The sequence below is a fragment of the Streptomyces sp. NPDC051207 genome, assembly GCF_040682395.1.
Lineage (GTDB): Bacteria > Actinomycetota > Actinomycetes > Streptomycetales > Streptomycetaceae > Streptomyces.
On the sequence record NZ_JBFBAX010000002.1, the window covers coordinates 317,669 to 331,823 of the forward strand.

General features: G+C 71.8%; 9 protein-coding genes. 2 read left to right on the plus strand and 7 right to left on the minus strand.

What is annotated here, in order from left to right; genetic code table 11:
• Positions 1-87: 87 nt before the first annotated feature.
• Entirely contained in the window at positions 88-2,211 is a 2,124-nt protein-coding gene (locus tag AB0M97_RS03240; protein WP_365958970.1) for a DNA topoisomerase IV subunit B, read from the minus strand.
• Between the two features lie 444 nt (positions 2,212-2,655).
• Here AB0M97_RS03240 and AB0M97_RS03245 point away from each other — a divergent pair, with 444 nt between their 5' ends.
• Positions 2,656-2,880, plus strand: a complete 225-nt coding sequence (locus AB0M97_RS03245; protein ID WP_365958971.1) for a hypothetical protein — start codon at positions 2,656-2,658, stop codon at positions 2,878-2,880.
• Positions 2,881-2,991: 111 nt separating this feature from the next.
• Here AB0M97_RS03245 and AB0M97_RS03250 read toward each other — a convergent pair whose 3' ends face one another.
• The 6 genes from AB0M97_RS03250 to AB0M97_RS03275 form a co-directional block, all read right to left on the minus strand.
• On the minus strand, positions 2,992-3,867 hold the full coding sequence (locus AB0M97_RS03250) for a serine protease (protein WP_365958972.1): 876 nt from the start codon (positions 3,865-3,867) through the stop codon (positions 2,992-2,994).
• Positions 3,868-3,998: 131 nt separating this feature from the next.
• Positions 3,999-5,534, minus strand: a complete 1,536-nt coding sequence (locus tag AB0M97_RS03255; protein ID WP_365958973.1) for an RNA polymerase sigma factor — start codon at positions 5,532-5,534, stop codon at positions 3,999-4,001.
• A 416-nt stretch (positions 5,535-5,950) separates the two neighbouring features.
• Entirely contained in the window at positions 5,951-6,835 is an 885-nt protein-coding gene (locus AB0M97_RS03260; RefSeq protein WP_365958974.1) for an FCD domain-containing protein, read from the minus strand.
• Between the two features lie 162 nt (positions 6,836-6,997).
• Positions 6,998-8,947: an ATP-binding cassette domain-containing protein gene (locus AB0M97_RS03265; RefSeq protein WP_365958975.1), complete on the minus strand. Its 1,950-nt coding sequence runs from the start codon at positions 8,945-8,947 to the stop codon at positions 6,998-7,000.
• Positions 8,948-9,211: 264 nt separating this feature from the next.
• Positions 9,212-9,970: an NUDIX hydrolase gene (locus AB0M97_RS03270; RefSeq protein WP_365958976.1), complete on the minus strand. Its 759-nt coding sequence runs from the start codon at positions 9,968-9,970 to the stop codon at positions 9,212-9,214.
• 197 nt (positions 9,971-10,167) lie between these two features.
• Positions 10,168-11,658: a DUF4192 family protein gene (locus AB0M97_RS03275; RefSeq protein ID WP_365958977.1), complete on the minus strand. Its 1,491-nt coding sequence runs from the start codon at positions 11,656-11,658 to the stop codon at positions 10,168-10,170.
• A gap of 140 nt (positions 11,659-11,798) precedes the next feature.
• Between AB0M97_RS03275 and AB0M97_RS03280 the strand changes: the two genes are divergently transcribed.
• Entirely contained in the window at positions 11,799-13,964 is a 2,166-nt protein-coding gene (locus AB0M97_RS03280; protein ID WP_365958978.1) for a RecQ family ATP-dependent DNA helicase, read from the plus strand.
• Positions 13,965-14,155 lie beyond the last annotated feature (191 nt).

Consider the following 14,155-nt stretch of genomic DNA (forward strand, 5'->3'; position numbering starts at 1 on the left):
ACCGTCCCGCCGACGGTCCCCACGCGCCCGCACACGGGCGTAATGCCCGGCCGAGCGCGACTCGCGCGCCCGGCCGTGCGGCACCGCCTAGGCGTCGATGCGGGAGCGGTCGAGCGTCGCCGCCGAGTTGGAGATGAACTCCTTGCGCGGGGCGACGTCGTTGCCCATCAGGAGGTCGAAGACCTGCTCGGCGGCCTCCAGGTCGGTGAGGTTGATCCGCCGCAGGGTGCGGCGCCGCGGGTCCATGGTGGTCTCGGCCAGCTGGTCGGCGTCCATCTCGCCGAGGCCCTTGTAGCGCTGGATGGAGTCCTTGTACCGGATGCCCTTGCTCTGGAACTCCATGAGCTTGTCGCGCAGCTCGCGGTCCGAGTACGTGTAGACGTACTTGTCCTGGCCCTTCTTCGGCTGGACCAGCTCGATGCGGTGCAGCGGCGGCACCGCGGCGAAGACCCGGCCGGCCTCGACCATGGGCCGCATGTAGCGGTGGAACAGCGTCAGCAGCAGCGTACGGATGTGGGAGCCGTCCACATCGGCGTCCGTCATCATGATGATCTTGCCGTAGCGCGCCGTGTCGATGTCGAAGGTCCGGCCCGACCCGGCTCCTATGACCTGGATGATCGCGCCGCACTCGGCGTTCTTCAGCATGTCCGAGACGGACGACTTCTGGACGTTGAGGATCTTGCCGCGGATCGGCAGCAGCGCCTGGAACTCGGAGTTCCGGGCGAGCTTCGCCGTACCGAGCGCGGAGTCTCCCTCGACGATGAACAGTTCGCTGCGGTCGACGTCGTCGCTGCGGCAGTCGGCGAGCTTGGCGGGCAGCGAGGAGGACTCCAGGGCCGTCTTGCGGCGCTGGGCGTCCTTGTGCTGACGGGCGGCGATGCGGGTACGGGCCGCGGCGACGGCCTTCTCCATGACGACGCGGGCCTGCTGGGCGGCGTCGCGCCTGGTGGAGGTCAGGAACGCCTTGAGCTCGCGGGAGATCACCGTGTTCACGATGCGGCGCGCCGCCGAGGTGCCGAGGACCTCCTTGGTCTGGCCCTCGAACTGCGGCTCGGCGAGACGGACCGTGACGACCGCGGTCAGGCCTTCCAGGGCGTCGTCCTTGACGATGTCGTCCTCGGCGACGCGCAGCAGCTTCTTGGCGCGCAGCACCTCGTTCATCGTCTTGGCGACGGCCTGCTCGAAGCCGGCGACGTGGGTGCCGCCCTTGGGGGTGGCGATGATGTTGACGAACGACCTGACCGTCGTGTCGTACCCCGTCCCCCAGCGCATCGCGACATCGACGCCGAGTTCGCGGGTGACCTCGGTGGGGGTCATCTGGCCGCGGTCGTCCAGGACCGGGACGGTCTCCTTGAAGGTGCCCTGGCCGGTGAAGCGCAGGACGTCGCAGACCGGCCTGTCGGCGGCCAGGTACTCGCAGAACTCGCTGATGCCCCCGTCGAAGCGGAAGGACTCCTCGCCCTTGCTGCCGCCCTCGCCCAGGCCGTACTCGTCGCGGACGACGATGGTCAGGCCGGGCACCAGGAACGCGGTCTGGCGGGCGCGCTGGTGCAGCGTGTCCAGGGAGAGCTTGGCGTCCTTGAGGAAGATCTGCCGGTCGGCCCAGTAGCGCACGCGTGTGCCGGTGCGGTTCTTGGGGATCTTCTTGGTCTTGCGCAGTCCGCTCCTGGCCTCGAACGGCGCGTCCGGGCCGTTGCCGGAGAAGACGCCGGGGACGCCGCGCCGGAAGCTGATGGCGTTGGTGTGGCCGCCGCGGTCCACCTCGACGTCGAGCCGGGCGGACAGGGCGTTGACCACGGAGGCGCCGACGCCGTGCAGGCCGCCGGAGGCCGCGTAGGAGCCGCCGCCGAACTTGCCGCCGGCGTGCAGCTTGGTCATGACGACCTCGACGCCGGACAGGCCGGTCTTGGGCTCGACGTCGACCGGGATGCCCCGGCCGTTGTCCCGCACCTCGACCGAGCCGTCGTCGTGGAGGATCACGTCGATGTGGTCGCAGTACCCGCCCAGGGCCTCGTCGACGGAGTTGTCGATGATCTCCCAGAGGCAGTGGAGCAGGCCTCGGCTGTCGGTCGACCCGATGTACATGCCCGGGCGCTTCCGCACGGCCTCGAGCCCTTCGAGGACGAGCAGGTGCCGCGCGGTGTAGTTGGAACCGTCCCGGTCTGCTCCTGCCAGCAACGCAGTGGACGGCACGGACGTCTCGGCGGTCACGCGGTTCGCTCCTCGCTGAATTTCAGATGGGGCCCCGATGGGTAAGGGCGCGGCTTCGGTCACCGGTCAGAGGGTACCGAGGCCTGGTAGAGCCGTTGTCACGCCACCCTCGTCGGCTTCCCACACTAGACCACGGTCGCATACGTGTTCGATCCCTCGTGAGGGTGAAGTGCACATCACGTTCCCTTCGAGGCATGAACCATTTAGGCTCCGGGCACGTCCTCATGAACAAACCGGCAATCCGGCCGGGAGGACCCGACCATGACCGACAGCGCGAACCCGTACGACACGACAGACACGTAATACGGCACATTCGCCGCCAACCGGCAACTGCCAGCCGCCTCGAAAAGATTTTTTCGAGGAAAAGCCGCGAGCGGGAACGTTTGGGGGCTGGTTGGATGTTGACCCTGGTACGACAGCTCGTCGAGCTAGAGAAGAGGCGACGTGACTACTGTTCTGACTTCCGCGAGCCCGCTGACGGCCGCTGATCGCTGCGACCGCTGCGGCGCCCAGGCGTACCTGCGCGTCGTCCTGCTGAGTGGCGGAGAACTGCTCTTCTGCGCCCACCACGGTCGCAAGTTCGAGCCGGAACTCAAGAAGATCGCCGCTGAGATACAGGACGAGACGGAGCGGCTGACGGCCGTTCCCGCCGCCGAAGAGGAGCGCTGACCGAAGCGCGAGATCTCGCGTCCGACGAGCCCAGCCCGGCAAGGCCGGTGAACGGACGGCCGCCTCCGCACACGCGGAGGCGGCCGTCCTCGTCGTGCCGGGCGTGGCCCGTCACATCCCCTCAGGGGTCCCTGTGAGCCCTTGCGGGCCCTGCCGCGCCGCGTCCCACCCGAGCGTCCGCAGGACGTCGGACACGCGCGTGTAGACGCCCGGGCTGCCCGGACGGCCGCAGCCGCTGCCCCAGGACACCAGGCCGATCAGCCGCCCCTGGGCCACCAGCGGCCCGCCGCTGTCGCCCTGGCAGGCGTCACGGCCGCCCTGCGGCTCCCCCGCGCACACCATCCGGGCGGCGACGTACGACCCGTCGGTGCTGCCCGGGTAGGCCCGCTCGCACTGCGTGTCGGGCAGCACCTGCACGCGTGCCGCGCGCAGGCTGTGCGCGTAGTCGCCGCTGCCCGACGTGTCGCCCCAGCCGTAGACATAGGCGCTCGTCCCCGGCCGGTACGCGGGATCGCCCGCGCCCGCCGCCGGGACGACCGCGTCACTGGGCAGCGGCTCGGCGAGGGAGAGCACGGCGAAGTCGCCGGCCTTGCTCTCGGTGTCGTAGCCCGGGTTCACCCAGGTGTCCCGGACCGGGATCTCCCGCCCCTCGTCGGTGCGCAGGTCGGTGCGCCCCGCCATCACCCGCAGGTCGCGCAGCTGGTCCGGCCGTGTGCCGAGGACCTCCTCGCCCAGGCAGTGGGCCGCGGTGAGCACGGTGCTGCGGCTCACGGCGACGCCTGCGCAGAACTGCCCGGACCGCGTACCCCCGAACCGGTCACGGCTGGACAGCGCCACCGTCCAGGGACTGTCGGACGCGTCGACCGGGAAGCCGCCGACGACAACGCTGTCGGCGGCGGCCGGGACGGCGGACACCAGGGGCAGGGCGGTCGCGGCGGCGGCCAGAACCAGCGGCCCGGCCAGCGCCCGGGCGAAGGGACGGCGCATGGACGCTCCTCACTCTGGGTGTGCGTGGGACACCCAGCGTCATGCAGTCCGCCGCGCGCCGCACCCGCGCGGCAGCACGAAGGCCCGGTTCCCCGCGAGGGAACCGGGCCTTGTCGTCGTGGCTGGGCGGTCTAGTCGAGGTAGTCGCGCAGCACCTGGGAACGGGACGGGTGGCGCAGTTTCGACATGGTCTTCGACTCGATCTGGCGGATGCGCTCGCGCGTCACGCCGTAGACCTTGCCGATCTCGTCGAGGGTCTTCGGCTGACCGTCGGTGAGACCGAAGCGCATGGAGACGACGCCCGCCTCGCGCTCGGACAGGGTGTCGAGGACCGAGTGGAGCTGCTCCTGCAGGAGTGTGAAGCTGACCGCGTCGGCCGGGACGACGGCCTCGGAGTCCTCGATGAGGTCACCGAACTCGCTGTCACCGTCCTCGCCGAGGGGGGTGTGCAGCGAGATGGGCTCGCGGCCGTACTTCTGGACCTCGATGACCTTCTCCGGGGTCATGTCGAGTTCCTTGGCCAGCTCCTCCGGGGTGGGCTCGCGGCCCAGGTCCTGGAGCATCTGGCGCTGCACGCGCGCGAGCTTGTTGATGACCTCGACCATGTGCACCGGGATACGGATGGTGCGGGCCTGGTCGGCCATGGCGCGGGTGATCGCCTGACGGATCCACCAGGTGGCATACGTGGAGAACTTGTAGCCCTTGGTGTAGTCGAACTTCTCGACCGCGCGGATCAGACCCAGGTTGCCCTCCTGGATGAGGTCCAGGAAGAGCATGCCGCGGCCGGTGTAGCGCTTGGCCAGGGAGACCACCAGACGGAGGTTGGCCTCCAGGAGGTGGTTCTTGGCGCGGCGGCCGTCCTCGGCGATGATCTCCAGCTCGCGCTTGAGCTTCGGGGCGAGCTTGTCGGAGTTGGCGAGCTTGTCCTCGGCGAACAGTCCGGCCTCGATGCGCTTGGCGAGCTCGACCTCCTGCTCGGCGTTGAGCAGCGGGACCTTGCCGATCTGCTTGAGGTAGTCCTTGACCGGGTCGGCGGTGGCGCCGGCGGCCGCGACCTGCTGCGCGGGCGCGTCGTCTTCGTCCTCGTCGGACAGCACGAAGCCCGCGTTCTCGGTGCCCTCGGGCTCCTCGCCGGGCTTGACCTCCTCGAGGACCTCGTCCTCGACGACTTCGGCATCGTCCTTCTTGGACGTGGTCTTCTTCGCCGCCGTCTTCTTGGCCGCGGTGGTCTTCTTCGCCGCCGTCTTCTTGGCGGTGGTCTTCTTGGCGGCCGCCTTCTTGGCCGGCGCCTCTTCCTCGGCGGGGGTGTCGCCGGCGGGCTCCGCCGGGGTGGCGGCGTCGGCGGTGGCCTTGCGGGCGGTCACCGTCTTCGCCGCGACCGTCTTGGTGGCGGTGCGCTTGGCCGGACTCTTCGCTGCGACGCTCTTTCGGGTGCGCTTGGGCTCCGCGGCACTGACCATCAGCGTCACACCCTCTTCCTCGAGGATCTGGTTGAGGCTGCGCAGTACGTTCTTCCACTGAGTGGCCGGAATCTGGTCAGCTTCGAAGGCCCGACGCACGTCATCGCCGGCGATCTGCCCCTCAGCCTTTCCCCGCTCAATGAGCGCCATGACAGAGACGGACTCGGCGATCTCCGGCGGGAGCGTACGGGATGTGCTGGCCGACACGAACAACCTCTCGGAACGTTGGAAAACGGCTTCCGGCCCCGTCCACGACGGACAGGAGCCGACCGCCGGCTTGGGGATGGGCCGACGGTGCGGGCGGGGGCCGGGAGATGCACAGCGCCGTGAACGGCGTCCGTATTCCCTCCGCGGCTGTCACCTCTTAGGTCATCGCGGTGTTCCCACGAGCGTTACGCCCAATCCGCGTGGCCCGAGTCACACCCCGTAAACGCTCAAAATTGGTCAGACAGGTGCAGAGCAGGTCAACGACGCTCCCCGTGCGGTCGGCATGGCGGTCCCGGGGCCACCTCGCGCGGTCGGGCCCCGCAGATTTCTGCGGGGCCCGACGGGGGACGGCTCGCCGGCCGGGCGATGCCACAGGAGGGGGTGCCACCCCCGGCGGCGGCATCCTCGGCGGGCGGTCAGTGCTCGCGCGGGGCGGGCACCACGCGCTCCACCTCGGGGTGGACCGTGAGCAGTTGCCGCATGGTCGCCTCGGCCGCCGCGCCGTCACCGGCGGCGAGGGTGTCGGCGATCCGCGCGTGGAGCGCCAGCGCCACCTCGTTCGGCCGGTCACAGCCGGTGACCGGGCCGCCGGAGACCTGGAGGGCTGCGGACACGATCCCGAAGAGGTGCTCCAGCATGCGGTTGCCGGCGACCTGGATGAGGAGCGAGTGGAACTCGGCATCGGCGCGCGAGAACGTCAGCGCGTCCCCCTGGGCCATGGCGTGGTTCATGATCTCGACCATGTCCGTCAGGCGCTGCTGGACGTCCTCGCGGCCGTGCCCCGCGGCGAGGCGGGCGGCCAGCGGCTCGATCGTCCAGCGCAGCTCGCTCAGCTCGCGGCGCTGGTCGTCGCGCTGCGGCCCGAAGGCGCGCCATTCGATGATGTCCGGATCCAGCAGGTTCCAGTCGCTGACGGGACGCACACGCGTGCCGACGTTCGGGCGGGCGCTGACCAGGCCCTTGGCCTCCAGGACGCGGAGTGACTCGCGCACGACGGTGCGGGAGACCTCGAAACGCTGGCCGATCTCCTCGGGCACCAGCGGGCGGTCGGCTCCCAGGTCGCCGGAGACGATCATCTGGCCGAGCTGCTGGACGAGTTGGCCGTGCAGTCCGCGCCCGCGGCTGCCCGCGGCGCGCCGGCTCACGCGGCCCAGCTCGGGCTCCGCGGTGTCCCAGGCGGAGGCACCGACGCGGTCGCCCACGGGCGCCTCGAAGGGGTAGCGGTCGAGTTCGCCCGGGCTCGTCAGGCCGGAGTCGGCGGAGCGGGCGGCGGTCATCATGGTGTGCGCAAGGGTACTCACGGATCTTTTGTCGGCGCCGTTCTCAACTCCCTTGAGGTCTTTGGTGAAAAGCACACGAAAGGGTGATCGCTCACCCCGTCGCAATTGACGCCTTATCGGAAAGAAATGGGCTTTCCGCAGGGAGTTGTGCACACAGCGGGACCGGAAGTGTGCGAACCGTGTTCACCGGACCCTGCCGCGCACCGTGGTCAGCACATACGCGCAGAGCAGCGTGGCCAGCGACAACGCCAGCGCGCCGCCGACCGGTTGGGCGATCAGGCGCAGCGCACCGGCCACATACCGCTCCCCTCCGAACGGCCACGGCACCGGAAACACCTCCCGCAGCCGAGCGTGCAGCCCCGCCGCCGTTCGCACGGACGCTCCCTCCAGGAGCTGGTGTACGACCGGCACCACGGCGACCGGCACGGCCACCACCACCGCCAGCCCCGCCGCCGCCGACCGGAACACCCCCGCCGCCAGCACCCCCGCCCAGGCACACCCCACGACCAGTCCGATCCAACTCACACCCAGCACCGGCCAGTCCCCGGGAACCTCCACGACCTCCCGTCCGTACATCAGATACAGCAGCTCCGCGTCACACCCCACTGCCAGAACCGCCGGCACCAGCGCCGTGACGGCGGACACGACGAGTTTCGCGGCCAGCAGCCCCAGTCGGCGTGGCACCGTGCCGCGATCGGCCGCCAGCGCGGGATGGCGGAACTCGTCACCGAAAGCGAGCGCGCCGATCAGCCCCGCGCCGAGCGCCGCGGGCGGCAGCGGCATCTCCCGCGGCCACGCGGCCAGCAGCCGCGGCTGCGGGGTGTGCCCGATCCGCGCCAGCACCACGGCGGTGACGGCGGACACGAGCAGCACGGCCGCACCGATGACGAACACGGTGGCGACACCGGTGACGCGCCGCAGCTCGTACCGCAGGGGGCGGAGGGGGGTGGGGGTGGGGCGGACGGAGATGGGGGGTGGGAGGGGGGCGGGGCGGGAGGAGGGGGGGTCGAGAGTGCGGGGTGCGGTGACGGGGCGGGGGACTTGGTCCGGCCCGGGTTCCTGCTGCGGCTCTTGGCTCGGCTCTTGGCTCGGGTCTTGGCTCGGGTCTTGGTGGGGTTCCTGCTCGTGCTCGGCGTTCGGCTCCTGACCGGCGTCCGGGCCTGGTGTGTGGGGCGCCTGGAGTGAGGGCCGGTCATCGCCGGCGGGTGAGTCCTGCCCGCCGCCCGGTGGCTCCTGACCGCCCTCGGCCCCCGCGCCCGGCCCCATGTCGCCGGTCTCGTCGGCGAGTTGGTGGACGACGATGCCGTGCCGGAACGCGACCTCGCCGACCTCGGCGCAGCTGCTGCCGTACACGGAGAGGCGGTTGCCGTCCTCGTGGGCGACCTCGACGGAGCGCTGTGCGGTGCGGGCGTCCTTGGCGAGGAGGGCGGCGAGGCGGGCGGCGTGCGGGGTGCGGACGGCGACGCGGGGACGCAGCCGGGTACGGGCGAAGTCGGTGGCCTTCTGGTCGGCGACGACCCGGCCGTTGTTAAGGGTGATGACGTGGTCGGCGGTGCGGGCCGCCTCCTTGGGGTCGGCCGTGGTGAGCAGGACGGTGCCGCCCTGGTCGGCGTAGGCGCGCAGCAGGGCGTGCAGCCAGTGGCTCTCGCGGGGGGACAGGTCGCCGGCCGGGTTGTCGAGGACGAGGGTGTGGGGGTCGGCCAGGAGCGCGCAGGCCAGTCCGAGGCGGCGGTCCATACCGCGTGAGAGGGTGCCGAGGCGTTCGTCGCGCAGGCTGACGAGGCCGACGGCTTCGAGGACTTCGTCGGCGCGCCGGACCGGGACGCCCGCGGCGGCGCAGAGCATGCGCAGATGGCCGCGTACGGTGCGGGAGGGGTGTCCCGGCACTTCGCCCAGCAGCACGCCGACTTCGCGTGACGGGTGGGTGATGCGGTGCAGGGGGCGACCCCTGAAGTAGGTGATCCCTCGGCCTTGTTGCAGTTCGAGCATCAGTCTGAGCGCCGTCGTCTTGCCCGCGCCCGGTGCTCCGAGCAGCGCGGTGACGCGGCCGGCGTGCGCCTCGAAGGAGACGTCGTCGACGGCGGGCGGAAGCTCTTTGCGGGGCTTGCTTGTCAGTCCGATGGCCTGGATCACCCGCAGCAAGATAGCGTGCTATATCCGGTTTTTCGGGCGCCATGCGGGGTGCTCGCAGGGCGGTCTGCGGCTTGCCGGACCCGTGTTGGTTGTTCGCGCCGAGTACGGGCCGGGACGGTCGGTGTCTCCATCGTCCCGGCCGTGCGCAACCGTTGACGGTGCCGCCGGTCGCCGACTGCCGCCGGCGGTGGCGTTGGTCGCCGACTGTTCTTGGCGGTGCCGTGGGTCGCGGTCGCCGTCACCCTCCCGCCGTGGGCCGCGGCGTCAGACCTCGGGGCGCAGCATCGGCGGGTTGAGGAGGGTGGCGCCGCCCGCGCGGAAGAGCTGGGCCGGGCGGCCGCCCTGGCGTGTGGTGGTGCCACCGGTGGGGACGAGGAAGCCCGGGGTGCCGGTGACCTTGCGGTGGAAGTTGCGCGGGTCGAGGGCGACGCCCCACACGGCCTCGTAGACGCGGCGCAGCTCGCCCACGGTGAACTCGGGCGGGCAGAAGGCGGTGGCGAGGGAGGAGTACTCGATCTTGGATCGGGCGCGCTCGACCCCGTCGGCCAGGATCTGGGCGTGGTCGAAGGCGAGCGGTGCCAGGGGTTCGCCTTCGCGGCCGTAGCCGCCCTGTTGCAGCAGTTCCTCGACCGGTGCCCAGCGCGCGTTGCTGGCGTCGCCGCCCGCCCGGGGTGCCGGGAGGTCGGGGGCGAGGGCGAGGTGGGCGACGCTGACGACGCGCATTCTGGGGTCCCGCTTGGGGTCGCCGTAGGTCGCGAGCTGTTCAAGGTGGGCGCCGTTGTCCTGGGCGGGGACGGCGGGGTCGTGGACGCGCAGGCCGGTTTCCTCGGCGAGTTCGCGCGCTGCCGCCTGTGCCAGGTCCTCGTCCTCCCGTACGAACCCGCCTGGCAGGGCCCAGCGTCCCTGGAACGGGGGTTCGCCCCTGCGTACCGCCAGCGCGCACAGGGAATGGCGGCGCACGGTCAGCACGACCAGGTCCACGGTGACGGCGAAAGGCGGAAACGCTGACGGGTCGTAGGGCATGCCGCGATCATAGTCGTCTGCCTGACGATAAACACTCCCTTCGCCGGTCTCGTCGATGGCTGATCCACTTCGGTCCGCGCGGGGTGTGGCACGGGTCCGAGGTGGGGTGCCGTGGTGCGTCGTGCCAGGTCGTGGCCCCGGACGCGGGCCGTCGCCGTCCGGGGGGCGTCGGGCGGGTCAGGGCAGTTGCCGGCTCTTCACTCCTCCCCCTCGGTTGCGCCGCTTCCCTGGCGCAGGCCTCCGGAGCGGGTGTCACGGCGCGGGGTGCTGTTGTTGCCGGAGGGGCGTGGGCGGGTGCTTCGGGGCCGCGTCCCGTGCGTGGTGCGTTGCCGGTTCCTGGTGGGGCTCGTGGTGCGCACTCGTGGCCGACGGCGGGTGGTGGGCTCCGGAGCCGGGCCGGTTTCGGCGGGGGCCTCGCTTTCCGTCGGCTGCTCGGTGTCCGGGCCGGTGTTGGTGCGACAGGCCGTGCCGCTGGGCTCCCGTTGCCCTCCTGCCGTGCGTTCCGAGCGTTCCGCGCGCAGGCAGCGGCGGACCGACTCGGGGTCCAGGCCCTGGTTGCAGGCCTGGTGCAGCAGGCGGGCGAAGAGGTACTCGGGGTCCGCGCCGAGGGCCATGGCGAAGGCCTCCCTCGCCTCCAGTTCGTCGCCGGTGGACCAGGCGACCCAGCCGGCCAGGGTGAGCGGCGCGGCGGCGTGTTCGCCGTACGGGCCGGCGCAGCGGCGGGCCAGGGCCCGCCAGAGGCGGAGGGCGGGGCCGGCTTCGTCGCCCTCCATCCACTCGGCGGCGCGGTCGCGGGTGGTGCGGTCCTGGAGGCCGAGGATCAGGGTCGCCGCCTCGTCGGGGCCGAGCAGTTCGTCGTCGCGCAGGTCCGCGGTGACTGTGCCGGTCGCGGGCGGGGCTTCGGCGAAACGGCGCATGATCCGTTCGGCGAGGCGGAGGGTCTCCTCGGCGACGTCGGCGCGACTGGCGTCGTCGAGGATGCGGGAGACCAGGGCCATGCTGGCGGTGTCGAGGGCGACTTCCTGTTCGAGCGCGGCGGAGTTCTCCCTGGGGAGGAGCCGGGCGCGCAGTTCGCGCAGGGTGCCGCGCACCTGGATGCCGGCGTAGGTGGCCGCGGCGGCGACCACGGAGGTGCCGGGCAGGCCCATGGGAACGCCCTCTGCGGGGCAGCACACTTCGCTGTCGCAGCAGTAGGACCAGAAGCGGCCGTCGGAGATGCACAGCGCCTCGACCACCGGTACGTCGAGGGCGCCGCATTCGAGGCGGACCTTGTGGGCGAGGGGCCGCAGGCGCTCCATGACCTGGCGTCCCGATTCGCCTGCCGCCGGTTCCTGGCAGAGGTAGGCGACCATCTGACCGGGCCGGGCGCCCCGGCGTTCGCTGCCCGTGACCAGGCCGTGGACCAGTTGCCGGGCGGCGGACGGCCAGTCGTCGGGATGCGCGGGGATGCCGAGCCTGGCCCGGCCGCCGAACCTGCCGCGGCCGTCCTTCTCGGTCAGGGCGACGAGGACGATGCTGTCCTCCGGTCGGTAGCCGAGGAGGTACGGGAGGGCGTCGGCGAGTTCCGCCGGGGTGCGCAGGGTGACCTGGTGGTCGCCGAAGGCCGGGTCTCCGAGGGAGATGTCACCCGTGCCTGCGGTGATGTCGCTGTTCTCGGACGGTCCGGTCGTGTCGCTGTGATTCGTCATGCGACGACGATCTCGCGGATGGTGACGCTCCGCTTGAGCCTGTGGATAAGTCCGATCAGGGACACGTCACAGCCGGCCGGGGCGTGCCCGTCGTCCACATGCCACGCGGACTGTCGGTCCCGTCCTGTTGTATGGAACGCATGGAGCACACGAGCAACGCGGAACTCCGGACGGCCGCCGACGCGGTCCTCGCCCGTCTCGTCGGGGACGCCTCGGGCGCGGCCCGGCTGCGCGAGGACCAGTGGCGGGCCATCGAGGCGCTGGTCGCCGAGCGGCGCCGGGCCCTGGTCGTGCAGCGCACGGGATGGGGGAAGTCCGCGGTGTACTTCGTGGCGACGGCGCTGCTGCGCTCGCGGGGCGCGGGTCCCACGGTGATCGTGTCCCCGCTGCTGGCGCTGATGCGCAACCAGGTCGAGGCGGCGGCCCGGGCGGGCATTCACGCCCGGACGATCAACTCCTCGAACACGGAGGAGTGGGAGACGGTCCAGGCAGAGGTCGCGGCCGGTGAGGTCGACGTGCTGCTGGTCAGCCCGGAGCGGCTCAACAACCCGGACTTCCGCGACCAGGTGCTTCCGAAGCTGGCCGCCGCGACCGGGCTCCTCGTGGTGGACGAGGCGCACTGCATCTCGGACTGGGGTCATGACTTCCGGCCGGACTACCGGCGGCTGCGGACCATGCTGGCCGATCTGCCGCCCGGCGTGCCCGTGCTGGCGACCACCGCGACCGCCAACGCGCGCGTGACCGCCGACGTCGCCGAGCAGCTGGGCACCGGCGGCGCCTCGGACGCCCTGGTGCTGCGCGGCCCGCTGGACCGGCAGAGCCTGAGCCTGCACGTGCTGCGGCTGCCGGACGCCGCGCACCGGCTGGCGTGGCTCGCCGACCACCTCGACGAGCTGCCGGGTTCTGGCATCGTGTACACGCTCACGGTGGCCGCGGCCGAGGAGGTCACGGCCTTCCTGCGGCAGCGCGGCCACACCGTCGCCTCGTACACCGGGAAGACGGAGAACGCCGACCGGCAGCAGGCCGAGGAGGATCTGCTCGCCAACCGCGTCAAGGCGCTCGTCGCCACCTCCGCGCTGGGCATGGGCTTCGACAAGCCCGACCTCGGCTTCGTGGTGCACCTCGGTTCGCCGTCCTCCCCCATCGCCTACTACCAGCAGGTCGGCCGCGCGGGACGGGGCGTGGAGCACGCCGAGGTGCTGCTCCTGCCGGGCAAGGAGGACGAGGCGATCTGGCAGTACTTCGCGTCGCTGGCGTTCCCGCCGGAGGACCTGGTGCGCCGCACGCTCGACATCCTCGCGCGCGCGGACCGGCCGCTGTCGCTGCCCGCCCTGGAGCCGCTGGTGGAACTGCGCCGCTCCCGCCTGGAGACCATGCTCAAGGTTCTCGACGTGGACGGGGCGGTCAAGCGGGTCAAGGGCGGCTGGATCGCCACCGGCCGGCCGTGGACGTACGACTCGGAGCGGTACGACTGGGTCGCGCGGCAGCGCAGGGCCGAGCAGGAGGCCATGCGCGCGTACGCGGCGACGACGGAGTGCCGGATGGAGTTCCTGCAACGGCAGCTGGACGACGAGGGCGCCAAGCCCTGCGGCCGCTGCGACAACTGCGCGGGGCCGCGCTTCACGGCGGACGCCTCCGCCGACGCGGTCGGTGCGGCCCGGGCCGATCTGGGCCGAGCCGGTGTCGAGGTGGAGCCGCGGCGCATGTGGCCGACCGGGCTTCCGGCGATCGGCGTGGAGCTGAAGGGGCGCATTCCGGCCGGTGAACAGGCCACGCCGGGCCGGGCCCTGGGGCGGTTGTCGGACATCGGCTGGGGCAACCGGCTGCGGCCGATGCTCTCTCCGCAGGCGTCCGACGGCCCCGTGCCCGACGACGTGGCGAAGGCCGTGGTGGGTGTGCTCGCGGACTGGGCCAAAGGACCCGGCGGCTGGGCTTCAGGGACCCAGGACGCCCCGCCGCGCCCCGTCGGCGTGGTCACCGTCGCCTCACGCACGCGGCCGCAGCTGATCAGCTCCCTCGGCGCGCACATTGCACAGGTCGGGCGGCTGCCGCTGCTGGGCTCGGTCGAGTACACGGGCGAGGCTCCGCCGTCCTCCCGGAGCAACAGCGCCCAGCGGCTGAAGGCGCTGCACGGGGCACTGACCGTACCGTCCGCGCTCGCCGCCACGCTCGCCGAGGCGCGCGGCCCGGTCCTGCTCGTGGACGACTTCACCGAGACCGGCTGGACCCTCGCGGTCGCGGCCCGCATGCTCCGCCGCGCGGGCGCCCTGGAGGTGATGCCGCTGGTCCTCGCCGTACAGGGATGACGGCGAGTGGTGGCGGCGCCCGCCTCCCCGCCTTCCCCCGCGCCTCCATACCGCGCGCCCACCTCCCCCACACCCACACGTGCGTATCCCTGGACGACCCGCGCGGTCATGGCGTACGAAGATCTCCTGGGGGTACTTCGGAGGCGTCGCCGGGTGGCGCAGTGGGCAGGTATACAGCAGGGATATAAGTG